The 23,350-nt window shown below is 62.8% G+C and carries 18 protein-coding genes; 3 read left to right on the top strand and 15 right to left on the bottom strand.

Features of this window, described 5'->3' with window-relative positions; translation table 11 throughout:
- Nucleotides 1–9: 9 nt before the first annotated feature.
- Nucleotides 10–1,308: an adenylosuccinate synthase gene (locus EB815_RS07155; RefSeq protein ID WP_056575495.1), complete on the bottom strand. Its 1,299-nt coding sequence runs from the start codon at nt 1,306–1,308 to the stop codon at nt 10–12.
- A 213-nt stretch (nt 1,309–1,521) separates the two neighbouring features.
- Here EB815_RS07155 and EB815_RS07150 point away from each other — a divergent pair, with 213 nt between their 5' ends.
- A complete protein-coding gene (locus EB815_RS07150) occupies nt 1,522–2,430 on the top strand; it encodes a DMT family transporter (RefSeq protein ID WP_056575492.1) in 909 nt (302 codons plus the stop codon).
- A gap of 4 nt (nt 2,431–2,434) precedes the next feature.
- Here EB815_RS07150 and EB815_RS07145 read toward each other — a convergent pair whose 3' ends face one another.
- The 8 genes from EB815_RS07145 to glmM all read right to left on the bottom strand — a co-directional run bounded on the left by EB815_RS07145 (nt 2,435) and on the right by glmM (nt 13,093).
- Complete coding sequence (locus EB815_RS07145) at nt 2,435–3,652, bottom strand: cytochrome c (protein ID WP_056575487.1); 1,218 nt, start codon at nt 3,650–3,652, stop codon at nt 2,435–2,437.
- Nucleotides 3,649–5,415 (bottom strand): GMC family oxidoreductase, encoded by a 1,767-nt coding sequence (locus tag EB815_RS07140; protein ID WP_056575485.1) that lies wholly within the window; start codon nt 5,413–5,415, stop codon nt 3,649–3,651. Before EB815_RS07140 ends, EB815_RS07145 begins: the two co-directional genes overlap by 4 nt.
- 3 nt (nt 5,416–5,418) lie before the next feature.
- Nucleotides 5,419–6,114 (bottom strand): gluconate 2-dehydrogenase subunit 3 family protein, encoded by a 696-nt coding sequence (locus tag EB815_RS07135; RefSeq protein WP_244494133.1) that lies wholly within the window; start codon nt 6,112–6,114, stop codon nt 5,419–5,421.
- 452 nt (nt 6,115–6,566) lie between these two features.
- The gene (gene serA, locus EB815_RS07130; RefSeq protein ID WP_056575479.1) at nt 6,567–8,168 is read right to left on the bottom strand and encodes a phosphoglycerate dehydrogenase; all 1,602 of its coding nucleotides are present in this window, start codon (nt 8,166–8,168) and stop codon (nt 6,567–6,569) included.
- Nucleotides 8,169–8,232: 64 nt separating this feature from the next.
- Entirely contained in the window at nt 8,233–9,408 is a 1,176-nt protein-coding gene (locus EB815_RS07125; protein WP_056575476.1) for a phosphoserine transaminase, read from the bottom strand.
- 201 nt (nt 9,409–9,609) lie between these two features.
- On the bottom strand, nt 9,610–10,389 hold the full coding sequence (locus EB815_RS07120) for an outer membrane protein (RefSeq protein WP_056575473.1): 780 nt from the start codon (nt 10,387–10,389) through the stop codon (nt 9,610–9,612).
- A gap of 244 nt (nt 10,390–10,633) precedes the next feature.
- The gene (locus EB815_RS07115) at nt 10,634–11,491 is read right to left on the bottom strand and encodes an outer membrane protein (RefSeq protein WP_056575471.1); all 858 of its coding nucleotides are present in this window, start codon (nt 11,489–11,491) and stop codon (nt 10,634–10,636) included.
- A 249-nt stretch (nt 11,492–11,740) separates the two neighbouring features.
- A complete protein-coding gene (gene glmM / locus EB815_RS07110) occupies nt 11,741–13,093 on the bottom strand; it encodes a phosphoglucosamine mutase (RefSeq protein ID WP_056575467.1) in 1,353 nt (450 codons plus the stop codon).
- Between the two features lie 367 nt (nt 13,094–13,460).
- Here glmM and EB815_RS07105 point away from each other — a divergent pair, with 367 nt between their 5' ends.
- Together EB815_RS07105 and EB815_RS07100 are read left to right on the top strand one after the other, a co-directional pair.
- The gene (locus EB815_RS07105; RefSeq protein ID WP_056575464.1) at nt 13,461–14,294 is read left to right on the top strand and encodes a hypothetical protein; all 834 of its coding nucleotides are present in this window, start codon (nt 13,461–13,463) and stop codon (nt 14,292–14,294) included.
- A gap of 240 nt (nt 14,295–14,534) precedes the next feature.
- Nucleotides 14,535–14,987, top strand: coding sequence for a hypothetical protein (locus tag EB815_RS07100; RefSeq protein WP_065005507.1), 453 nt, complete (start codon nt 14,535–14,537; stop codon nt 14,985–14,987).
- A gap of 281 nt (nt 14,988–15,268) precedes the next feature.
- On the opposite strand, the gene ftsH is transcribed toward EB815_RS07100, so the two are convergent.
- The 6 genes from ftsH to EB815_RS07070 all read right to left on the bottom strand — a co-directional run bounded on the left by ftsH (nt 15,269) and on the right by EB815_RS07070 (nt 23,350).
- The gene (gene ftsH / locus EB815_RS07095) at nt 15,269–17,197 is read right to left on the bottom strand and encodes an ATP-dependent zinc metalloprotease FtsH (protein ID WP_056575458.1); all 1,929 of its coding nucleotides are present in this window, start codon (nt 17,195–17,197) and stop codon (nt 15,269–15,271) included.
- Between the two features lie 122 nt (nt 17,198–17,319).
- Nucleotides 17,320–18,693: a tRNA lysidine(34) synthetase TilS gene (gene tilS, locus EB815_RS07090; RefSeq protein ID WP_056575455.1), complete on the bottom strand. Its 1,374-nt coding sequence runs from the start codon at nt 18,691–18,693 to the stop codon at nt 17,320–17,322.
- A gap of 58 nt (nt 18,694–18,751) precedes the next feature.
- Nucleotides 18,752–19,867: a tol-pal system protein YbgF gene (gene ybgF / locus EB815_RS07085; protein ID WP_056575452.1), complete on the bottom strand. Its 1,116-nt coding sequence runs from the start codon at nt 19,865–19,867 to the stop codon at nt 18,752–18,754.
- 220 nt (nt 19,868–20,087) lie between these two features.
- Entirely contained in the window at nt 20,088–20,594 is a 507-nt protein-coding gene (pal, locus tag EB815_RS07080; RefSeq protein ID WP_056575449.1) for a peptidoglycan-associated lipoprotein Pal, read from the bottom strand.
- A 246-nt stretch (nt 20,595–20,840) separates the two neighbouring features.
- Nucleotides 20,841–22,151 carry a Tol-Pal system beta propeller repeat protein TolB gene (gene tolB / locus EB815_RS07075; RefSeq protein WP_056575446.1) on the bottom strand — a complete coding sequence of 437 codons (1,311 nt, stop codon included), beginning with the start codon at nt 22,149–22,151 and terminating at the stop codon, nt 20,841–20,843.
- Between the two features lie 41 nt (nt 22,152–22,192).
- Nucleotides 22,193–23,350: an energy transducer TonB family protein gene (locus EB815_RS07070; protein WP_056575443.1), complete on the bottom strand. Its 1,158-nt coding sequence runs from the start codon at nt 23,348–23,350 to the stop codon at nt 22,193–22,195.

The following is a 23,350-nucleotide window of genomic DNA, read 5'->3' as shown; positions in this document are numbered from 1 at the left end:
CTTCAGAAACTAGTCTTGAAACGGATCGGTCACAAGTATCGTGTCATCCCGTTCCGGGCTGGTGGAGAGGAGTGCTACCGGCGCGCCGATCAACTCCTCGATGTAGCGGACATATTTGACCGCCTGTGCCGGCAGGTCGTTCCAGCTGCGCGCGCCTGCGGTGGTGCCTTTCCACCCCTCCAGCGTCTCGTAGACCGGCTCGACACGGGCCTGCGCGCCCTGGCTGGCCGGCAGGTAGTCGATCATCTCGCCATCGAGGCGATAGCCGGTGCAGACCTTGATTTCGTCCAGCCCGTCGAGCACGTCGAGCTTGGTCAGCGCGATGCCCTTGATGCCGTTGACGGCGACCGCCTGGCGCACCAGCACCGCGTCGAACCAGCCGCAGCGGCGCTTGCGCCCTGTGACGACGCCGAACTCATGACCGCGCGTGCCGAGGAATTCGCCAATCTCGTTCTTCTGTTCGGTCGGGAACGGACCTTCGCCAACGCGCGTCGTATAGGCCTTGGTGATGCCGAGCACATAGCCAATGGCGCCCGGACCGACACCGGAGCCGGCGGCGGCCTGCCCAGCCACCGTGTTGGACGAGGTGACAAAGGGATAAGTGCCGTGATCGATATCGAGCAGGGTGCCTTGCGCGCCCTCGAACAGAATGCGCTCGCCGGCGCGGCGCTTGTCGTCGAGAATTTTCCAGACGCGGTCCATATAGGGCAGGATCTCATCCGCGACCGACGTCAACTCCGCCATGATCGCGTCATGCGTGACTTCCGCGTGGCCAAGCCCACGGCGCAGCGCATTGTGATGCGTCAGCAACCTGTCGACCTTCAGGGGAAGCGTTTCCAAGTCCGCCAGATCCATCACCCGCACCGCGCGCCGACCCACCTTGTCCTCATAGGCCGGACCGATACCTCGGCGGGTCGTGCCAATCTTCGTTCCGGAATTTGAGGCGGCGTCCTCGCGGAATCCGTCCAACTCCCGGTGCACCGACAGGATAAGCGCCGTGTTTTCGGCTATTTTCAGGCGATCCGGCGCCACTTCGACGCCCTGCGCCTTGAGTTTCGCCACTTCGGCCACGAAAGCATGCGGGTCGAAGACCACGCCATTGCCGATGATGGACAGCTTGCCCTGCCGCACGACACCGGACGGCAACAGCGACAGCTTGTAGACCTTGCCGTCGACGACCAGCGTGTGGCCGGCATTGTGGCCACCCTGGAAACGCACCACCACATCGGCGCGCTCCGACAGCCAGTCGACGATCTTGCCCTTGCCTTCGTCACCCCACTGCGAGCCGACGACCACCACATTGGCCATGTTTCTTTTCCCTTGAGATGCCGCCGAGCGGCCTGGATATGGTTCGAAACGACAGGCCTCTATAGCGTCAAGACCTCGCGAGTGCGACCTCTCTTTGCCGCCTAAAATGCCCTGAGGCACAACAATTTTCGGCTTTGACATCATTTACTTGGGCTGGCGGGGGCAATAGGCCGGCAAACACCCCGGCACACCCGCCGCGGCCGGAATTCCGCGATGCATCGAAGCGCCTACATATTCCTGCTGCTCACCACCTTGCTGTGGGGAGGCAATTCGGTGGCCGGGAAGCTGGCGGTCGATCACGTCTCGCCGATGACATTGGTCTTCCTGCGCTGGGTGCTGGCAGTCGCCATCCTGCTGCCGGTCGGCTGGCGCACGATCCGGCAGGATTGGCCGGTGGTGCGCCGGCACTGGTTGGTGCTGGCGGCACTTGGGGCCAGCGGCTTCACCCTGTTCAACACCATCTTCTATACGGCGCTCAACTACACGACTGCCATCAACGTCTCGATCGAGCAGGCGGCGATGCCGGTCCTGATCATCCTCGCCAACTTCATCTTCTTCCGCCTGCGTGTGAGTTGGGCGCAGATTGCCGGCGTCGTGCTGACCATCGCCGGCGTGATCCTGACCGCCTGCCACGGCGACCCGCGCCGGCTGCTGACGCTGGAGCTCAATTTCGGCGACGCCATCATGCTGGTCGCGGTTGTCCTCTACAGCGGCTATACGGTCGGCTTGCGGCTGAAGCCGGTGATGCACTGGCAGAGCCTGATGCTGTCCCTGGCAGTCGCCGCGCTCATCACCTCGCTGCCCTTCCTCCTGTGGGAGGTCGCCGCCGGCAAGGCCGTCGCGCCCGACGCGCGCGGCTGGACGGTGATCGTCTATACCGCGATCGGCGCTTCCGTCATCTCGCAGGTAACCTACATCAGGGGCAACGAGTTGATCGGCGCCAACCGCGCCGGCCTGTTCATCAACCTGGTGCCGATCTTCGGCACGCTGCTTTCGGTGCTGATCGTCGGCGAGACGTTCCAGCTCTATCAGGCACTGGCGCTGGTCCTCGTGCTGGGCGGCATCGCGCTTGCCGAATACAGCGGGCGAAAGGTGGCGATGCTGGACCGCCGATTTCGATAACGTGCTACTGCGGCAATTCCTTGCGGACCGACGCGATATCGTCGGATGAAACCGCCGGAGCTGAGTTGCCCCAGCTGCTGCGCACATAGGTCAAGACGTCGGCGATTTCCTGATCCTTCAGGCGCCACGCCAGCGAGGGCATGGCCGGTGTCGTTGGTGCGCTGGCCGTATGGACAGCCTGGCTTCCGGCGAGAATCACCCGGGCAAGCGTTTCAGTATTGCCCTGCGCGACGATCGAGTTGCCGGCCAGCGCCGGGAAAAGCGCCCCGGCCCCGGCACCATCGGCTCCATGGCAAGCCGAACAATTGTCATGGTAGATCGCCTCGCCCGCGATCATGCGCGCTTCGTCGGGCTTCGGTACAGGCACAATGGCAGTGTCCGGGCCCAGGCTCTTGAGATAAACGGCCACCGCCTTGAGGTCCTGATCGGTCATTTTCGAGGTCGAGTTTTCGATGGCCTCGGCCATCGGACCGGACGCGATCGAATGCGCGTTGACACCGGTCTTGAGGTAGCTGACCACATCATCCTGCGACCATTTCCCCAGGCCGGATTGGGCATTGTTGGTGATGTCGGGCGCGAACCAGCCCTGCAGCGATGCCCCTTGCAGGAAGCTGCTATCCTGGTCGGCTCCGAGGAAGGATTTGGGCGTATGGCAGGTGCCGCAGTGCCCGGCCCCCTGCACGATATAGGCGCCGCGATTCCATTCCGCCGACTTGGAAGGGTCCGGCTTGAAGCCGTCCTCGGTGAAGTTGAGGAGATTCCAGCCCCACATCGCCAGCCGGATGTTCAGAGGAAACGGCAGTTGATTGGCTTCGACCTTGTTGGACACCGGCTCGACCGTGGTGAGGTAGGCCCACAGGTCTGAAATGTCCTGCTCGTTCATCCTGGTATAGGCGGGGTATGGCATGGCGGGGTAGAGCCGCACGCCATCGTGGCCGATGCCTGACTTCATCATGCTGCGGAAATCGGCCTCCGACCAATTGCCGATGCCCGTTTCGTGGTCGGGGGTGATGTTGGGAGGCACCAGTGCGCCGAACGGCGTTTCGAGCGGCAGGCCGCCGGCGAGCGGCTTGCCGCCTGGCCTTGTGTGACAGCCCGCGCAGTCACCGAGAACGGCCTGGTACTGGCCGCGCATGATCTGGTCCGCCTGGTCGGCTGCGATTGCCGGAGCAATCGCCAGAAGCGCGGCGCCGGCGGCAAGCGTGACGGCGAGCCTCCTCATGCCTGCACCAGCGGCGTACCGGGATTGCGCAGATACTGGTTACGGATGGCGTCGGCGGCACGGAAGGCCAGCGCGCCTACCGTTCCGGTCGGGTTCTTGCCGGCATTCTGTGGAAAGGCCGATGCCCCGATGACGAAGACGTTGGGCACGTCCCAGCTTTGCAGGAAGCTGTTGACCGCGCTCTTCTTCGGATCCGTCCCCATGATGGCGCCACCTGTATTGTGGGTGCTTTGATAGGGGACGCTGTTCCAGCCCTTCTTGAGACGATTGACGTTGTACTGCTTGCCGCCAAGCGCCTTGGCGATCTCCTCCATCCGGTCGCTGACATAATTCGACATGCGGATATCGTTGTCGGGAAAATCGAACGTCATGCGCATCAGCGGCCGGCCGAAGCGATCCTTGTAGGTCGGGTCGAGATCTAGGTAATTTGTGCGCGTCGCGTAGCTGCTGCCCTGCGACGAGTAGCCGAGCGTGCTCTTGTAGCCGTCGACGGTCGCCCTCTTCCAGGCGCTGCCCCATTTCGGCGTGCCGGGCAACGTTGGCCTCGTCCCGATCGGACGCCCGTTGGTCGGGATGCAGTTGATGCCCGCGCCGCCGACGAAATCGAGCGCTCCATGATCGAAGGCGTCGCCATTATAGTCATCGATCGTCTGGCCGAGCGCGCCGGCGGCGATGAACGGATTGAAATTCTTGTCGTCGAAGAACACCTGCGCGCCGGCATTGGTCTGGTAGCAGTAATTGCGGCCGACCGTTCCCTCGCCGGTGGCGGGATCGTAGATCTTGCCGATGCCCGACAGCATCATCAATCGCGCATTGTGCAGGCCGTAGGCGCACAACAGCACGAGATCGGCCGGCTGGAAGAATTCCTGCCCCGAGGAGTCCACATAGGTCACGCCGCGCGCCGACTTGCCGCCGGCGGCGAGATCGACATGCAGCACTTCGCTGTCTGTCCGGACCTCGAAATTGGCCTTCCTCATCAGCACGGGAAGGATGGTGGTCTGGGCGCTCGACTTGGAATAGTTGGCGCAGCCGAAACGCTCGCAGAAACCGCAATAGGTGCACTGCCCCATGGTGATGCCAAGCGGATTGACATAGGTCCGTGACATGTTGGCGGACGGCGTCGGGAACGGGTGCAGACCGATCGAGCGGCCAACATTGGCGAACAGGGTCGGCGCGTAGGTCATCTCCATCGGCGGGTTCGGATAGTCCCGCGCCCTTGGATCCTCGAACGGATTGCCGCCTTCCTGCAACTTGCCCTTGATATTGCCGGCCTTGCCCGAAATTCCCGCCAGATATTCAAACTGGTCGTAGTAGGGCTCCATTTCGGCACCGGTCACGCCCCAGTCCTCGACCTGAAGGTCCGCGATCCTTGCCGCCCCGTATTTCCGTGTCAGGTTGGTCTTGATCTGAAAGTCTGAATCCCAGAAGCGCCAGGTGTGGCCGTTCCAGTGCACGCCTGCGCCACCGACACCGTTGCCGGGCAGGAAGGACCCGAAATCGCGCATTGGCAGTGCCGTCTGCGACGTATCGTTGCGCATTGTCATGGTTTCCACGGCGGGCTGCAGGAACAGGTCGCGCCGAACGCTGTAGCGCAACTCATCCTGCGCATAGCCGATGTTGAAATCGGTTGCCGTGTCACGCCACGGACCGCGCTCGATTGCCAGCACGTCCAGCCCCTGATCGGTCAATTCATGCGCGAGAATTGACCCGGTCCAGCCGAGGCCGACGATGACGACATCTTTGCGGGGCAGGATCGTCGTCATGGGTCAGCTCCTTTTTACACGCCATTCCGGGCTGCCCTCGATGGACACGGGCGGCCTGGGATAAGGCTGATTGTGCTTGCTGACATGATCCCGATAATCATAGCGCGCGCCGGGAAAGCCGAGCATGCGCCACGACACCATGTCCTTGTTGCCGCCATAGACCGGATCGGCAAAGAACCCTTCCATGGTGTTCTGCAACAGAAGTCCGAAGAAGCCGGCGGCCTTGACGCCATCAGGCAATTCGACCTTTCCAGCCTCCATGTCGGTCAGGAATGCATCCTGCTCGGCCGGCTGAAGCTGGATAAATGTCTTGCCGTCCCGCTGCTTCAGGAAAGCGTCTATGGCCGCGAGCCCGGCGCGGTAACGCTGGGCGGGATTGGCCTCGTCCTGATATCCCTGCGTGGGCAATCCCGGCAGGAACGGCCCTTGCGTGTAGAGCCGGCTTGAAGTTCCGAACGCGCCCGTCAACTGACTGTCGATATAGACGGCGCAGCCGGCCTCCTTGCCGCCCACGCTGAGATCGTCGGCGGGAACGAGACGATCGACGATAGCCTCGACCAGGGCCGCCTCCTGCGGCGAGAAGAATTGCCAGCCGCCAGGGACGACCCGCATCGGCGGATTGGCCGACATGGGCGCCCAAGGCAAGGACCCCGAGAACGAGCGGGCAAGGCCGGCCGAGGTAGCCGTCACGGTAAACATCGCGACTGAAGACAGGAAAAGACGTCGGTTCAGTCGGACAGTATTGTGATGGTCCATCGTCGACACCTCGACAACAACGGGCGCACCTCTAAAAAGGGCGCACAAATCATGATGAAACTAGTAAAGTTTAATTCACGCGAGTCGATAGATGACAAAGTGAGGAAAGAAAGCGGGATCGTCAAGCAGATCACAAAATCGTTAGAGTGAGCCAGGCTTTCTGCTTGTCGGGCTTCCTAATTTACCGGGAGATGAAAGGTGATCCTTGGACTGGCTCCGCTGCTCGCCGGAGGTTAAACATAGCTGCACGAACGCCGAAATTGCCAGGAAACAGGCAAGCCAACGTTCGCCTCGAGGTGGCACGAGCTGCCAAAACTGAAACGGCCCACGTGCTTGCCAAAGCACGCGGGCCGCGTTTCAGGAGGATACGCTTGCCGGTTATGAGGATACCAGGTCTAGACCCCGCCCACGTCGAACTGCAGCCGCTTGGCCGAGTCGATCGACGTGTGCGCCCGCACCTGCTCCAGCACCTTTTCCGGGAACGGCGCATCGAGATAGAGCAGCGCGATGGCGTCGCCGCCCGGCCGGTTACGGCCAAGCTGGAAGTTCGCGATGTTGACGCCATTCTCGCCGCACACCGTGCCAAGCAGGCCGATGATGCCGGGCGCGTCGGCATTGGTCGTGTAGAGCATGTGCTGGCCAACCTCGGCGTCGAGGTTGATGCCCTTGATCTGGATGAAGCGCGGCTTGCCGTCGGAGAAGCAGGTGCCGGCGATCGAACGCGTCATGTGCTCGGTCTTGACGGTGAGCTTGATGTAGCCGTCGAATACGCCCGACTTGTCACGCTTGACCTCGGCGACGATGATGCCGCGCTCCTTCACCATGATCGGCGCCGAAACCATGTTGACGTCGGCGACCTGCGGCCGGATCAGCCCGGCAAGGGCGGCACTGATCAGCGCGCGCGTGTTCATCGTCGCGGTCGAGCCGTCGAACAGGATCTCGACCTCCTTGATCGGATCCTCGGTGACCTGGCCGACAAAGGCGCCGAGCACTTCGGCGAGCTTGACGAACGGCTTCAGCCGCGGCGCTTCTTCCGCCGTGATCGACGGCATGTTGATGGCATTGGAGACGGCGCCCTTGATCAGGTAGTCCGACATCTGTTCGGCGACCTGCAGCGCGACGTTCTCCTGCGCTTCCGCCGTGGAGGCGCCGAGATGCGGCGTGGCCACCACGTTTTCCATGCCGAACAGAGGGTTCTGCTCGGCCGGTTCGACCTCGAACACGTCGATGCCGGCGCCCGCCACCTTGCCGCTCTTCAGAGCCGCGATCAGATCGGCCTCGACGACCAGTCCGCCGCGGGCGCAATTGATGATGCGCACGCCGTTCTTCATCTTGGCGATTGCCCCGGCATCGATGATGTTGCGCGTCTTGTCGGTCAGCGGCGTGTGCAACGTGATGAAGTCCGCGCGGGCGAAGAGCTCGTCGAGCTCCACCTTGTCGACGCCGAGCTCCTCGGCGCGCTTGTCCGACAGGAACGGATCGAAGGCAACGACATGCATCTTCAGGCCGACGCCACGCGTGGCGACGATCGAACCGATGTTGCCGCAGCCGATGACGCCCAGCGTCTTGCCGGTGATCTCGACGCCCATGAAACGGTTCTTCTCCCACTTGCCGGCATGGGTCGAGGCGTTGGCTTCCGGGATCTGGCGGGCGAGCGCGAAGATCATCGCCACGGCGTGCTCGGCCGTCGTGATCGAATTGCCGAAGGGCGTGTTCATCACGATGATACCCTTGCGGCTCGCCGCCGGGATATCGACATTGTCGACGCCGATGCCGGCGCGTCCGATGACCTTGAGCCTGGTGGCGGCGTTGATCAGCTTTTCGGTGACCTTGGTCGCCGAGCGGATGGCGAGGCCGTCATACTGGCTGATCACCTCGAGCAACTTTTCCTTGTCCTTGCCGAGATCGGGCAGATAGTCGACCTCGACACCGCGATCCTTGAAGATTTGTACGGCGGTGGGAGAGAGTTTGTCGGAGACGAGAACACGGGGCGCCATGGCGACCTCCTTGAAAAATGGGATTGATCCGGGAATGGGCGGCCCGCGGGCCGCCACTGAAATCTCAGGCAGCCGCTTTCAGCGACGCCTTCTGTGCCGCGAAGGCCCAGTCGAGCCAGGGCAGCAGCGCTTCGAGATCGGAGGTCTCGACGGTCGCGCCACACCAGATGCGCAGGCCGGGAGGCGCGTCGCGGTAGGAGCCGATGTCGTAGGCGACCCCTTCCTTGTCGAGCGCCGACACAAGACCCTTGGCGAAAGCCGCCTGTCCGTCGGCGTCGAGCGCCGCGATATCCGGATCTGTGAAGGACAGGCAGATCGAAGTATTCGACCGCGTCGCCGGCAAGACGGCAAGATGGCCCAGCCAGGAGGATTTGCCGACAAAGCCATCGAGCACGGCGGCATTGGCATCCGCCCTTGCGACCAGCGCATCGAGGCCGCCGATCGACTTCGCCCAAAGGAGTGCGTCGAGATAGTCCTCGACACACAACATCGACGGCGTGTTGATGGTCTCGCCCTTGAAGATGCCTTCGATCAGCTTGCCGCCCGAGGTCAGGCGGAAGATTTTCGGCAGCGGCCATGTGGGCTTGTAGTTCTCCAGCCGCGCAACGGCACGCGGCGACAGGATCAGCATGCCATGCGCACCCTCGCCGCCCAGCACCTTCTGCCAGGAGAAGGTGACGACATCGAGTTTTTCGAAATCGAGCCTTTGCGCGAAGGCGGCCGAAGTCGCGTCGCAAATAGTCAGGCCCTTGCGGTCGGCGGGAATGAAATCGCCGTTCGGCACGCGCACGCCAGACGTCGTGCCGTTCCAGGTGAAGACCACGTCGCGGTCAAAGTCGATCTTGGTGAGATCCGGCAATTCGCCATAGCCGGCCTCGAGCTTGCGCACGTCGGGCAGCTTCAACTGCTTGACCACGTCGGTGACCCAGCCGGAACCAAAGCTTTCCCAGGCGACCATGTCGACGCCGCGCTCGCCGAGCAGCGACCACAGCGCCATCTCGACTGCACCGGTGTCCGACGCCGGCACGATGCCGATGCGGTAGTCCGCCGGGACCTGGAGGATTTCGCGCGTCAGCTCGATCGCCTGTTCGAGCTTGGTCTTGCCGATCTTGGCGCGATGGGAACGGCCGAGCGCGGCATTTTTGAGCGCCTCGACCGACCAGCCGGGACGTTTTGCGCAGGGACCTGAGGAGAAATTGGGGTTTGCCGGACGGAGTCCGGGCTTCGTATGCGTCGTCATCGTGGTCTATCCTTCCAGATAGTGGCCCCTCGTTGGGGAGGGGTGGCCCACGGACGGCGATATGCGTTCAGGCTTCGGGCGTCAAGAGGAAAGTTTTTGTCGCTGCCGGGATACCGGCGATCAGCAATCAGGATTGCGTGATTTCAAACGCAAACGGCGGACCGCAGGGATCCGCCGCCGAGGTCGTGGTTTGCCGCAGGCCTACCAGAGATCGTAGCGCAGCCCGACCTTGACCTGGTGATTGCTGATCCCCTTCTTGACCGGAAAGGAGGTCAGGCTTTCGGCCGTCACGTACTCCGCGCTCGGGGCGGAAAAATACTGATAGCCCAGATCGACGGAAACGTTCTTCGTCACCTGGTAGGCAAGGCCCGCATTCAGCGTATAGGCGAGGGAATACTGGGTCTTGCTATCATTAAGGGTGAAATCGTTGGTGGGGTCAGCCTCGTCGGTGTAGCTCGCCGAGACGCTGCGCTTGCTCCTAACTACACCGACACCCGCGCCGACATACGGTGTGATTCCGACATAGGTGCCAAGGTCGACATAGCCATTGAGTATGCCTGAGAACGCATAGTTCTTCAGGTTTCCCGATCCCGCGATCGACGTTCCAGCCGGTGCGGTCGTGGTATCGTCATAGCCGAAGCTGGCCTTGTTACCTGGCAAATAGCCGAAGTTGACATCGGCGCGGAGGTAATCGTTGAAATGATATCCGAAGCCGACGCTCGCAAAATATGCGTCTTCGCTCTCGCTGAAGTTCTCGTTGTTGATCGCCGACGGGAAGGTGAAATCCCCATTCTCGAAGCTCTTCTGCGCCAGGTACGAGACGTCGCCGCGCAGATACCAACCCGAGCCGACCTCGACCGGCACGTAGTCGGGCGCTTGGTCGACATAGATCGGCGGATCATAGTCGGCGGCCAATGCTGGCGTCAGCGGCAAAAGCCCGAATCCGGCAAGCGTCAGCACAATACGCGATGTGAGTGTCATGGTCCCCGACTCCCGGATTTGGCGGCGCTTGCAATCAAAGCGGCAGCCATCGTTTCAAGGACCATTGTTAACCATAGTGGTTAAGTCGCGGTTAAGGCTAACAGAGCATTAGCGAATTCATTATCGCTAATGCATGACGTCCTAAATTGTCTTTGCCTGCCTGGGCACTTCATTGGCGGCAGCTCAAACGAAAACCGCCCGGCCAGGCCGGGCGGTTCCACGTATATTCGAAGCAGTGGATTTCTTACTTGGTGTAGATCGGCTCGGGTTCGGGCTGGTAGGCCACCACCGGTGCCGCGCACCCATTGTTGCCGCCGAACTGATAGCGCAGGCCACCGCGCACCTCGTGGGTGTTGATGCCGCGGTCGAAGCCCGGGCCGGAGCTGGTCACATCCCACTCGAACATGCGGCCACCCTGGATATGGGAGAAGCGATAGCCGGCATCGAGGATGACCTTGTCGGTCAGGCAGTAGGACGCGCCGGCCATCAAGGCGTAGGCGAAACGCCAGTTGGATGCACCGGTATTGCGCTCGGTAGCGCCCGGGGTCGGGTCATAGACAGTATCCCACTTGACACGCGCGCCGCCGATGCCAGCGCCTACATAGGGCGTGATGCCGTGCCAGGTACCGATGTCGACATAGGCGTTGGCAAGCAGCAAAAGGGCACTCATTTTCGACGACTCAGCCGACGAGACCAAGACTGGCGAACCGCCAGCCGTGCCCGTTGTCTGACCGCTGAAATTCGACTTGAACCAGTAGTCGGCGGTCAAATCGGTGCGGAAGTGATCGTTGATCTTGTAGCCTACGCCGGCGCCGAGCGAGAAGCCGCCCTTGAGCTTGCCATAGTCGAAGCTCTTGCTGCCCGGCGTCACCGTACAATTACAGGGGTCGACGGTATAGGTCATATAGTCGATGCCGGACAGATTCGACTTGTGATAGTCGATATCGCCGCGGATATACCAGCCGCCGACGTCGACCGGCTGCTCGTAGACGGGCGGCGGCGCTTCTTCGACCTGCGGCTCTGGCAGGTCGGCTGCGAACACTGGCCAGGCAAGGCCCGCGAACAGCAACGCGAACAGGGCCTTTCTTGCTGTATTGAACATGCTTGTCACCCCTAGGAACCCTCGTAACGCGATCGCGTCCGAATGAGATTGGCTTTCAGGCGTGGATAATGAATTGCAAAAGTTAAAACGCGTTTAACCCTGTCGATTAACCACGAATCGCTAAAATCCAAGGGATTCAGAAGCTAGTTTCGACAACCGGAGACCGGCTCTCCGGCCAACAAGAAAGCCCGCCGGAAGGCGGGCCTGTATGCGGCAGAGGCGGCTATGACGCCCTGGGGGCGGCGGAAATCAGGCGGCGCTGCGGGTTTCCGATATGACTTCGACGATGTCGTTGACGACGGCCTCGACCAGTTGCGGATCGTCGCCCTCGGCCATGACCCGGATCAGCGGCTCGGTGCCGGAAGGACGGATGACCAGCCGGCCGGCCTTACCGAGACGGTTGCGCGCATCCTCGATCGCGGCCTTGACCGGAGCTTCCTCGAGCGGCTTGCCGCCGGCGATGCGAACGTTCTTCAGAAGTTGCGGCACCGGCTCGAACTTCTTCGACAACTCGCTGACCGGGCGGCCTTGCCGCTTGATGCAGGCCAGCACCTGCAGCGCCGACACGAGGCCATCGCCGGTGGTCGAGAAATCCGACAGCACGATGTGGCCCGACTGCTCGCCGCCGACATTGAGCCCATGGGCGCGCATATGTTCAACGACGTAGCGGTCACCGACCTTGGTGCGGTGGAGTTGCAACTTCATGTCGCCGAGGAAGCGTTCGAGACCGAGATTGGACATCACCGTCGACACGACGCCGCCGCCGGCAAGCCGTCCGCTCTGGTGCCAGGACTCGGCGATCAGCGCCATGATCTGGTCGCCATCGACGATCGCGCCATTCTCGTCGACGATGACGACACGGTCGGCATCGCCATCGAGCGCGATGCCGATATCAGCGCGCACTTCATGCACCTTCTTCTGCAGGCCGGCCGGATGGGTCGAGCCGCATTCCTTGTTGATGTTGAAGCCGTTGGGCTCGACGTTGATGGCCACGACTTCGGCGCCAAGCTCCCACAGCGCCTCGGGCGCCACCTTGTAGGCCGCGCCGTTGGCGCAATCGACGACGATCCGCAGACCCGAAAGCGACATCGAGCGCGGCAAGGTGCGCTTGGCGAATTCAATGTAGCGGTCATGCACGCCGTCGACGCGCTTGGCCCGGCCAAGCCCGTCGGAATCGGCGAGTGAGAGTTCGATATCCTTGTCGAGCATGCTCTCGATGCGCTCTTCGATCTCGTCGGAGAGCTTGTAGCCGTCTGGTCCGAACAGCTTGATGCCGTTGTCGTAGTAGGGGTTGTGCGATGCCGAGATCATGACACCGATATCGGCGCGCAGCGAACGAACCAGCATCGCGACAGCCGGCGTGGGAATCGGGCCGAGCAGGAACACATCCATGCCGGCGGCGCAAAGACCGGCCACCATGGCATTCTCGATCATGTAGCCGGAAAGCCTGGTGTCCTTGCCGAGAACGACACGATGGCGGTGGCTGCCGCGCTGGAAAGAAAGGCCGGCAGCCATGCCGACACGCATGGCGATTTCGGCGGTCATCGGAAACTTGTTGGCGCGTCCGCGAATGCCGTCCGTGCCGAAGTAATTCCCTGCCATGCTGGTTAGATTCCCTGACGGTTCTTTGCCGGCGTCTCATGCCACAATTGGGAGGTCCGCCATGATCACATTGTGTGATTATATGTTACCAATCCTTAGAAAATCCTTGTTGTGCACCGCACACAAGAACGCCCAGCGTAACATGATGGAACTGTAGCACTGCAACATACCAGTTATGCGAGCTATTCGGCGCGGGTGCACGCGGAAAATCTTGTTTCCAGCCCGGCAAGGGGCAATGATTTCATCACCTTATCGGGAGGATCGGCCCTCCGGCGATATATACCTCACTTAGCATCTGGCGCAACCGATCGTTGAGCGTTATTGATTCGCAGGGACGTATAATGGGCTGCAGCAACGGAGAAACGCTATGCTCATCCACCGACTTGCCACTCTGACCGGCCTCGCCGTAGTGACGTTGTTCCTGGCTGCGCCAGCCAACGCGCTGACGATGGCCGAGTGCAGCACGAAATATAACGCGGCCAAGGACGCGGGGACACTTGCTGGCGCCACCTGGAACCAGTTCCGCAAGGCGCAGTGCGGCACCGACGCGGCTGCCACCACGGACACCAAGCCGGCCGACACGAAGAAGGCGGCCGAGACCAAGCCGGCCAAGGCCGCCAAGGCAGCGGCCGCTGACGACAGCGCCGCCAAGGGCCTGACGGCCAAGGAATGCAGCGCCAAGTACCAGGCGGCCAAGGCCGCCGGCACGCTGAACGGCCAGAAGTGGAACGACTTCCGCAAGGCCGAGTGCGCCGCCGGCGCATCCGCCGCCGCCGCCACCACCAAGCCGGCGACCACCAAGGCCGCTGCTGCCGCCGACGGCAAGGGCCTGACCATGGCCGAGTGCAGCGCCAAGTACCAGGCGGCCAAAACGGCGAACACGTTGAAGGGCCAGAAGTGGAACGACTTCCGCAAGGCCGAGTGCGGTGCCGCCGCCTCGGATGACGACAGCGTGCCTGCTCCGAGCGAAGCGAACTACACCAACGAGCCGGCAAAGCCGACGACGGTTGCGCCCAAGGGCGTCACCTTCCCGTCCGCGATCTCGGCTAAGTATGCCAGCGAGACCCCCGGCAAGGGCCGCATGCATACCTGCCTCGACCAGTACTATGTGCTCAAGGATGCCAACGCGCTTGGCGGCCTGAAGTGGATCCAGAAGGGCGGCGGCTTCTACAGCCTGTGCAACGCCAAGCTGAAGGGCTGATCGCGTAGCCATTTTCCCCGAACGAAAGCCCGCGCATCTCGCGATGCGCGGGCTTTTTGTTACGCGCGAAGACGCCCGCGACCCTACCCGCATCTCCATATCACGGAAGCTGTCGGCATCATCAATTCGCTCACACTGCACAACGACAGTTGGCTGCCCCGCAAAGATTCTGGTTGAACATATGAAGAACAAACCATATACAAAGAGACGCCAAACTTGTTATCAACCAGGGAGGGTCTTATGCGTGGTTTGAAATTGGCGGTATTGGCTGTGACGGTATTGGTTGCTTGCGGCGTCGCCCCTGCAAGTGCACTGACGATGAAGGAATGCGGCGAGACCTATCGGACAGCCAAGGAAGGCGGCACTCTGAACGGCATGGACTGGGCCGCTTTCCGCAAGGAGAAATGCGCCACGCCAGCAGCGGAGAGTGTCAGCGCTGATACGGTCAAAACCGCGCTGCCGCCGGAAACGGAAACCAGCGCGGCGGTCGCCCCCAGCGTAGCCCCGGCGGGCGTGACATTCCCGACCACCCTCGCCGCCGAGTTCAAGACCGAAAAGCCCGCGAAGGCACGGATGAAGACGTGCCTGCAGGGTTATCACGGCAACAAGGAGGCGGGTACGTTGAACGGCCTTCGCTGGATCCAGAAGGGCGGCGGTTATTACAGCCTGTGCAATGCCAAGCTGAAGAGCTGATCGCCAGCGGCATCTGAAGAAATCAAAGGCCCGCGAGCCGCAAGGTTCGCGGGCTTTCCGTTGGCGGCTTCAGGAAGAATCCCATTCTGCGCTGGGGAGACGCGCGGCCGGCGACGCTGCCAATCTCCCCCACTGGGCCCCCCACGGGGGAGATCGGCTGAGCCCGGGTTTCTCCCGATCGCCAAAGCTTTGGACGCAAGATCGCTGACGAGTCGAAATCCAAACAAAAACGCCGCGGACCAAGCCGCGGCGTTTCTCGATCAGTCTCTCTCGCGCGAACCTCAGCTCGACGGCTGCGGTTCCATGCCGCCTTCGGGCTCGGGGCCCTTCTTGCGGCGACCGCCGGACTTCGGCACCGCCGACCCACGGCTGGGCGGCGTGTCGTCGCCGAGGTCGCGCGCGGGCTTCTGGCCGGCGATCAGCTGCTTGATCTCGTCGCCCGACAGCGTCTCGTATTCGAGCAGGCCCTGCGCCAGCGCGATCCATTCCTTCTTCTTCTTGGTCAGGATTGACTTCGCCGTCGAATAGGCCTCGTCGATCAGGCGGCGCACTTCGGCGTCGATGATCTGCGCGGTCTCTTCCGAGATGTTCTGCGTACGCGCCACCGAATGGCCGAGGAACACCTCTTCCTGGTTGTCGCCATAGGCGACATGGCCGAGCTTGTCGGAGAAGCCCCAGCGCGTGACCATGGCACGCGCCAGCTTGGTCGCCTGCTCGATGTCCGAGGACGCACCCGAGGTAATGTTCTCCTTGCCGAACTTGAACTCCTCGGCGACGCGGCCACCCATCATGATGGCGAGACGCGAGATCATGTACTTGTAGCTCATCGAATAGCGGTCGCCTTCCGGCAACTGCATGACCATGCCGAGCGCGCGGCCACGCGGGATGATGGTGGCCTTGTGCAGCGGGTCGGCCGACGGCACATTGAGCGCCAGGATGGCATGGCCGGCCTCGTGATAGGCGGTCAGCTCCTTCTCGGCCTGGGTCATGGCCGACGAGCGTCGCTCGGCGCCCATCATGATCTTGTCCTTGGCGTCCTCGAACTCGGCCATGGTGACAAGGCGCTTGTTGCGCCGCGCCGCCATCAGCGCGGATTCGTTGACTAGGTTCATCAGGTCGGCACCAGAGAAGCCCGGCGTGCCGCGCGCGACGACCTTGAGGTCGACATTGGGCGCCAGCGGCACGTTGCGCACATGTACCTTGAGGATCTTCTCGCGGCCGACGATATCGGGGTTCGGCACCACCACCTGGCGGTCGAAACGGCCCGGCCTGAGCAGCGCCGGATCGAGCACGTCGGGACGGTTGGTGGCCGCGATCAGGATGATGCTTTCGTTGGATTCGAAACCATCCATCTCGACCAGCAACTGGTTCAGTGTCTGCTCGCGTTCGTCATTGCCGCCGCCGAGACCGGCACCGCGATGGCGACCGACGGCGTCGATTTCGTCGATGAAGATGATGCAGGGCGCATTCTTCTTTGCCTGGTCGAACATGTCGCGGACACGGCTGGCGCCGACGCCAACGAACATCTCGACGAAGTCCGAACCGGAGATGGTGAAGAACGGCACGTTGGCTTCGCCGGCGACCGAGCGGGCGAGCAGCGTCTTGCCGGTACCCGGAGGGCCGACAAGCAGCACGCCGCGTGGGATCTTGCCGCCGAGGCGCTGGAACTTCTGCGGATCGCGCAGGAACTCGACGATCTCCTCCAGGTCTTCCTTGGCTTCATCGACGCCGGCGACGTCCTGGAAGGTGACGCGGCCATGCGCCTCCGTCAAAAGCTTGGCCTTCGACTTCCCAAAACCCATGGCCCGACCGGAGCCGGACTGCATCTGGCGCATGAAGAATATCCAGACGCCGAGGATCAGGATCATCGGCAGCCACGAGATCAGGTAGCCGAACAGCGAATTGGAGCCGTCGGTCTCGGGCCGCGCGTTGATGGTGACGTTCTTGTCCTGCAGCCGCGACACCAGCTGGGGATCGCCGGGCGAATAGGTCTGGAAGCCGCTGGAATTGTCGGTGTAGGTACCGGTGATGCGGGCACCCGCGATGGTCACCGTCTTGACCCGGCCGGCCGCGACATCCTGCAGGAACTGCGAATAAGGCACATCGCTCGAAGCCCCACGCGTCTGCGGCGTCTGGAACAGATTGAAGAGAGCGATGAGCAGGACCGCTATGATCGCCCAGAGCGCGAGGTTGCGATAGTTCGGATTCATCAATTGTCCCGTTGGTGTCCGCGGACGGACAGCATCATGAGAGGAAACTTGGGCCTAACATAGGGAGAGCGCCTCCCCTTGCCAAGCAGAACAGCACGTCTGGGTTAAGCTTTCGACCACCATCAGCCGGCACTGTGGCCGCTGAAAGGCGGGGCGGGAGGTGGCGGCGCGCCGATCAGTTCGGCGACGGCCCGCGCCGGCGCCAGATCGAAGGACGGCAGGAAGCGGGCAAAAGGTGCAACCACCGGCCGCACCGCAAACCCTTGGCGGGCCGGCTCGTCGCCTCGCGATCGAGCGTTTTCAACGGCTTGCCATAAGCTCGGTTCAGTGGCAGACGCGGCGCGCATCAGGCTTTGCGGTGTCTCTTCCCTGGCGGCTGCCAGCCGTCTCGTCGCCGCGCTCCCCAACGGTGCGATCAACAATGCGCCGGAACTGTCGTCCAATGTGATGTGGCGGCGGCCGTCCCAGATGGTGTTGTCGATGGCCGCGGCGGTGGGCGGCAATCCCCTTGCCTCGCGCCGCAGGAAGATGCCGGCGCGCCGGAAATCGACCACGGTCCGCGACAATGTGGCGCAAAGGAATCCGGCCTTCAGCCGGCCGAACAGAGCCTCGCTGCGCGCCTGGTCCGGAAGAAAGGCGACGCCTCCGGCTGTGGCCAGCAAGATACGCAACGCATAGATGGCCGCCCGGTCGACGCCGGCCGAAAGCAGGCGTGGATCGAGGCGGATAAGGCCGATGGCGGGCTGGCCGGCGAAACGACGGATCAGATCGGCGGCGCTTTCGCCAAGCCGCCTGCGTTCGACAGCCGCCTGGTTGGCCAGTGCCAACGCATCGTCCATACGCCGGAAACTGTCACCGGCAAGCGAGGCACGCATTCGCGGCCGCTCGAAGGCCTCGTCGATGTTGGTCGGATCCTCGGCCCAGCCGACATGTTCACGCCGCAGGAAATCGCGAAGCGCCGAGCGCCGCGTGCCCAGCAGCGGGCGAATGATCCATTCGCGCCAGTCGTAGAGGGTGGCCGGTGCCATGCCGGCAAGCCCACGGCTTGCCGTTTCGGCAAACTCCCGGGGCTCATCCCGCGCCTGCCGCATCAGCACCGTCTCGGCCTGGTCGTCGGCCGTATGGCCGGTCACAATCAGGCCGATGCCATGCGCGCGCGCCGCCTCTGCAAGCAGCCGATAGCGCGCTTCCCGCGCCGCCGCCGGTAGGCCGGCCGATGGTTTGTTTCCGACCCAGACCATGGTGTGGTGGGCAATGCCGCGCTCGGCGCACAGCTTCGCCACGGCTTGCGCCTCGGCCGCCGAACCGTGCCGAAGGCCATGGTCGACTGTCACGGCCAGCAGCCGCACGGAGGGCGCGGTTCGGTCAAGATGTTGTTTGAGAAGCAGGAGCAGGGCGGTCGAGTCGCTGCCGCCGGACACGGCCACCACGGCGCCGTGGGTAAAATCGATATGCGAAAAAAGTCTGGTCGAAAGATCAGGCTCGGTCTCGAGCATCAACGCGTGTCGCCCAAAAGTGGTCCCGGTTTCGGGAATAGGGCATGCGGGAGAAAAATCAGCAAGCAGCCAGGGCCTTCTCCTGCTTGACCCGTTCCTTGAGCGCATTGGAAATATCGGGGTAGCGCTTGCCGACCTCGCTGAAGGTGGCGCAGGCGACATCGTGCTGCTTGAGGCCGACCAGCGACACGCCGAGCTTCAAAAGCATGTCGGGTGCCTTCTTGGCCTTGGGATAGTCCTTGCTGGCGGCGAGGAACACCTCGGCCGCGTCGCGGTATTTCTGCTGGCCAAGCAGCGATTCACCCAGCCAGTAATGCGCGTCCGCCGTCTTCGCATCGCGGGGGAAGCGGGAAATATGATCGCGAAAACCCTGTTCGGCGGTGCTGTAGTCGCCCGACAGGATGAACTGGTAGGAATTGCGGTAGAGTTCTTCCGGGTCTTTGGTCGAAGGCAGTGCGGCAACCACCGTGCCGCCGGACTTGCCGGCCTTGGCCGGTGCGCCGGTGGCCGGGGCGGTGTCTTGCGCCGGGGCGGTTGCCTGTGTGCTGCCACCGGCATCGATCACGTTGCCGTTCTTGTCGACGGTGATGGAGCCAAAGGTTTTTTCCGGCGCTCCCGTGCCGGGGATCACCTTGCCGGGATCGCCATCGGGTGATTCGACGATGACATCCTCAACCGTCTTGCCGCCGCTCGACTGATCGCTGCCGGTGGCGGCGCCGGCATCAGCCGGCGCTTGGGTTGCTGGGGCCGCAGCCACGTCGGTGTTGGTGTCGGTGGTGGCGTCGGACTTCTTCTTTGGTGCCGCCGGTGCCTGTCCGCCCTGCGAGCCGCCTTCCAGCTGCTGGAAGCGGAACTCGTTGTCTTCCTGCTGCTTGCGGATTTGCTCCTGCATCTGCAGGACCTGGAAATTGAGTTCCTCGATCTTTCCGTTCATCTGCCGCAGCTGGTCTTGCAGGCTGGTGACGGCAGTAGGATCGGACTGCACCATCTGGACCTGATCCGGCTTCTTCTTTTCACCGAAAAGGCTGGGCAGCTCGATGCTGGGCAGATGGAAGGAAAAGCCGCTGTCGGTTGATTGCCCGGTGCCGCTGGCCCCCAGGCCACTAGCCGGGGCGGTGACGCCTGATAGGAGCAGCAGCGCAAGCGTGCCGCTCAGAACCGATCTCAAATGCATGTGCCTCTCGCCGTGTGTCGTTAGTCTTTTCGCGCCTTCCAACCAGAGTGGGACCAGCCAAGCGCCCTCGGCTCATAGCAGGGCCCGAGACTTCGGCCAAATTTTGTTTCAGGTGTCTAGACATGAAAAAGGCGACCCGAGGGCCGCCTTTCGCAAGGGTGTGTTGTATTTTTGTCGCTCGACGGCGCATCTCGCAACGCGCCGATCGGATGTATCCGACTCAGGAGCCGGCGCCGCTGAGCGTGGTGACCGCGCGGCGGTTCTGCGACCAGCAGGAGATGTCATCGCAGACAGCGACAGGACGCTCCTTGCCGTAGGAAATGGTCTTCAGGCGGCTGGAAGCCACACCCTTGGAGACCAGGAAGTCGCGGGTAGCGGCAGCGCGGCGGGCACCGAGCGCCAGATTGTATTCGCGCGTGCCTCGTTCGTCGGCATGGCCTTCGACGACGATGGCGTACTGCTTGTACTTGTTCAGCCACTGCGCCTGGCGCGAAAGCGTCTGCTGTGCGTCAGCCCTGATCGAGGTCGAGTCCGTATCGAAGAAGATGCGGTCGCCGATATTGACGGTGAAGTCCTGCGCGGAACCTGGCGTTGCCGCGCCGGCACCGTTGAGGCCAAGGTCTGCCGCGTTGTTCGGGGTCTTCTTCGAGGCGCAACCGGTGATGGCGAGCATCGCCACCAGCGCGATCATGACCGGGTTTGTGGTAAGTGCTGCGATACGGCCCATGCCGCCTCTCCTTCGTATTGCGAGTGATCGTATTCGAGTGATTTCGTTGATCACCCAGTAACCACGTTTGGGTTAACCGGCATTCAAGAAACACGGTTAAAAATTGGTTTAGCTGCCCGTCCGCAACCTGTTTGATCCGGGCCACAGTTGGCGCGGAGCCTAGGCGGAAATGCGGCCAAAACGCGACCAATACGTGGAAAAGGGGCCGAAACGGCCCCTTCCATCATGTGGCAATTCAGCCGACTCTTATTCCAGCAGCGGCGACCAGGCCGGGTCGGACGCGAAGTTCGCGGTCGGGATGGGCTGTTCGTTGCGGCCGGTAAGATCGACCGAAACCAGTTTCGGTCCGCCATTGGCGTCGCGGAAGAACATCAAGACGCGGCCATTCGGCGCCCAGGTCGGCCCTTCCTGCTGGAAGCCGGACGACAGGATGCGCTCGCCCGAACCGTCGGTCTTCATGACACCGATCTGGAATTCGCCGCCGGTCTGCTTGGTGAAGGCGATGAGATCGCCGCGCGGCGACCACACCGGCGTCGAGTAGACGCCATCGCCGAAGGAAATGCGGGTCTGGCCCGAGCCGTCGGCGCCCATGACATAGATCTGCGCGCGGCCGCCACGGTCGGAGGTGAACACCACCTTGCTGCCGTCGGGCGAATAGGAGGGCGAGGTGTCGATGGCGGTCGAGTTGGTCAGCCGCGTCGTCGAGCGGCTGCGCAGGTCCATGGCGAAGATGTTGGAATTGCCGTCGTCGCGCAGCAGGCTCATGATCACCTTCTGGCCGTCGGGCGAGAAGCGCGGCGCAAACGTCATGCCGGGGAAATTGCCTACCAGTTCGCGCTGTCCGGTCTCGATCTGCAGGAGATAGACGCGCGGCTGGCCGCTTTCGTACGACATATAGGTGATTTCCTGCCGGTTCGGCGAGAAACGCGGCGTCAGCACGATCGACCGGCCGTCGGAGAGATAGCGGACATTGGCGCCGTCCTGGTCCATGATGGCGAGGCGCTTCTTGCGCGCGTTCTTGGCGCCGGACTCGTCGATGAACACCACACGCGTGTCGAAATACCCCTTCTCGCCGGTCAGCCGCTCGTAGATGGCGTCGGCGATGATGTGGGCGACGCGCCGCTGATTGGCGTCATTGGCGAAGAACTGCTCGCCCGCCATCTGTTGGCCGGCAAAAGTGTCCCAAAGCCGGTACTGGGCGCGAATACGGCCGTCGGCTTCCTTGCTGACGCTGCCGGTGACCAGCGCCTGCGCGTTGATCACCTTCCAGTCGTCGAAGCGGGGTGCGGCATCCGGATTGGTGATCTTCTCGATAAAGGCGCTCTTGTCGATCGGCGCGAACAGGCCGGAGCGCTTCAGGTCGGCGGTGACGATCTGGGAAATCTGCGCGCCAAGCGCATCGCCGCCCTGGAAATCGGTGATCGCGATCGGCAGCGGCTCGACATTGCCCTTGTTGACGTTGAGCTCGACGAGCGCCAGCGCCGGCAGCGTGCCGGCAGCCGTCATGCCCATGGCCATGGCTGCTATCATCAGGAGCGGCTTGAGGATTGATTTCATGTCTTCTCGCTTCTCATACTGATTTTTTCGGATGTCAGGGCCTAGAGGCCCAGCATCTCCCTTGGATCGAACGTGACGCGGATGTCGTTCCAGATGTCCTGCTTGCCGGCGGGAACCTGCAGGCCGGCCACGTCGCATTTCTGAACCGCGCGAACCGCGCTTTCATCGAACTGCCGGTTGCCGCTCGACTTTTCGACCGATGGGCGACCGTCGAGCTTGCCCGAGTTGTCCAGGTTGAAGCGCACGACGACGACGAAATTCTCCGAGCCTTCCAGCCCGACCGGCAATGTCCAGCAACCGCCCAACTGGCTTTCCAGCGCGCCCTGCTCCGACTTCGACAGCTTCTGGCCTTGATCCTTGTCGCCGCCCAGCGACGCCTGTTGCGTCGAGCGCTTGGCGCCGCCGCCGGAAGGCTTCTGCTTGTCGAGCAGGGCGGAGATCTCGTTGGCGTTGAACTGCTTGTCGTCGGATTTCGGTTTCGACGACGCTTCCTTGACCGGCTTGTCGGCATTCTTGCGATCTGGCGCCTTGGCGCTTTCAGCCGGTGCCGGCTGCGGCTTCGGCCGCGCTTCCGGCGCCGGGGCCGAGCTCGGCAATTGCGTCTCTTCGGTAGGCGGATCCTTGGCTATGGCCTCGGCGACGGCATCCGGCTTGACCACGGGGGTCGGATCTATTGCCGCGGTCTTGTCCTGCGGCGGCGGGGTCGGTGCCGGCTTGGCCGGCGTCGGCTTGGGCTCCGTCTGCTTGACCGGCTCGGGCTTCACTTCTTCCTTGGGCTGCGGCGCCGGCGCCACCTCCGTCGCCGGAGTGGGTTTGGGCTTTTCCTGCGGCTTCGGCACGTCCTCGGTCTTCGGGATTTCCTTCGGCGTCGGCGCGGGCGGCGGAGCCGAGGTCGTGTCGACGGGCTTCGGCTTGGCCTCCGGCGTTATCGGCTTGTCGGTGTCGACGCTGTTTTCGCCAACCTTCTGGGCGGCCGGCACGATGTCGGGACGCTGCGTCGGCAGCGGCGCCGGCTTTTCATGCATCACGGCCTTCTTGTCGCCCTGCAAGGTCTGCGCAATGGCTTCCATCGGCACGATGTCGACCGCTACCGACTCCACGTCGGCGGACGGCAGCGCGGCCGGCGCCGACAGGGTGAACAGGCCGAAGGCCAGCACCGCCGTATGCAGTATCACCGATGTGGTGAGGCCGGTCTTCAT

The organism is Mesorhizobium loti (assembly GCF_013170705.1).
Lineage (GTDB): Bacteria > Pseudomonadota > Alphaproteobacteria > Rhizobiales > Rhizobiaceae > Mesorhizobium > Mesorhizobium loti_D.
Note: the sequence above shows the minus strand (reverse complement) of the source record. Positions and strands in the feature narration are given on the sequence as shown.

Coding starts and splice junctions, on each gene's coding strand:
- EB815_RS07155 (WP_056575495.1), bottom strand. CDS start 1,308: ATGGCCAATGTGGTGGTCGTCGGCTCGCAGTGGGGTGACGAAGGCAAG.
- EB815_RS07150 (WP_056575492.1), top strand. CDS start 1,522: ATGCATCGAAGCGCCTACATATTCCTGCTGCTCACCACCTTGCTGTGG.
- EB815_RS07145 (WP_056575487.1), bottom strand. CDS start 3,652: ATGAGGAGGCTCGCCGTCACGCTTGCCGCCGGCGCCGCGCTTCTGGCG.
- EB815_RS07140 (WP_056575485.1), bottom strand. CDS start 5,415: ATGACGACGATCCTGCCCCGCAAAGATGTCGTCATCGTCGGCCTCGGC.
- EB815_RS07135 (WP_244494133.1), bottom strand. CDS start 6,114: ATGTTTACCGTGACGGCTACCTCGGCCGGCCTTGCCCGCTCGTTCTCG.
- serA (WP_056575479.1), bottom strand. CDS start 8,168: ATGGCGCCCCGTGTTCTCGTCTCCGACAAACTCTCTCCCACCGCCGTA.
- EB815_RS07125 (WP_056575476.1), bottom strand. CDS start 9,408: ATGACGACGCATACGAAGCCCGGACTCCGTCCGGCAAACCCCAATTTC.
- EB815_RS07120 (WP_056575473.1), bottom strand. CDS start 10,389: ATGACACTCACATCGCGTATTGTGCTGACGCTTGCCGGATTCGGGCTT.
- EB815_RS07115 (WP_056575471.1), bottom strand. CDS start 11,491: ATGTTCAATACAGCAAGAAAGGCCCTGTTCGCGTTGCTGTTCGCGGGC.
- glmM (WP_056575467.1), bottom strand. CDS start 13,093: ATGGCAGGGAATTACTTCGGCACGGACGGCATTCGCGGACGCGCCAAC.
- EB815_RS07105 (WP_056575464.1), top strand. CDS start 13,461: ATGCTCATCCACCGACTTGCCACTCTGACCGGCCTCGCCGTAGTGACG.
- EB815_RS07100 (WP_065005507.1), top strand. CDS start 14,535: ATGCGTGGTTTGAAATTGGCGGTATTGGCTGTGACGGTATTGGTTGCT.
- ftsH (WP_056575458.1), bottom strand. CDS start 17,197: ATGAATCCGAACTATCGCAACCTCGCGCTCTGGGCGATCATAGCGGTC.
- tilS (WP_056575455.1), bottom strand. CDS start 18,693: ATGCTCGAGACCGAGCCTGATCTTTCGACCAGACTTTTTTCGCATATC.
- ybgF (WP_056575452.1), bottom strand. CDS start 19,867: ATGCATTTGAGATCGGTTCTGAGCGGCACGCTTGCGCTGCTGCTCCTA.
- pal (WP_056575449.1), bottom strand. CDS start 20,594: ATGGGCCGTATCGCAGCACTTACCACAAACCCGGTCATGATCGCGCTG.
- tolB (WP_056575446.1), bottom strand. CDS start 22,151: ATGAAATCAATCCTCAAGCCGCTCCTGATGATAGCAGCCATGGCCATG.
- EB815_RS07070 (WP_056575443.1), bottom strand. CDS start 23,350: ATGAAGACCGGCCTCACCACATCGGTGATACTGCATACGGCGGTGCTG.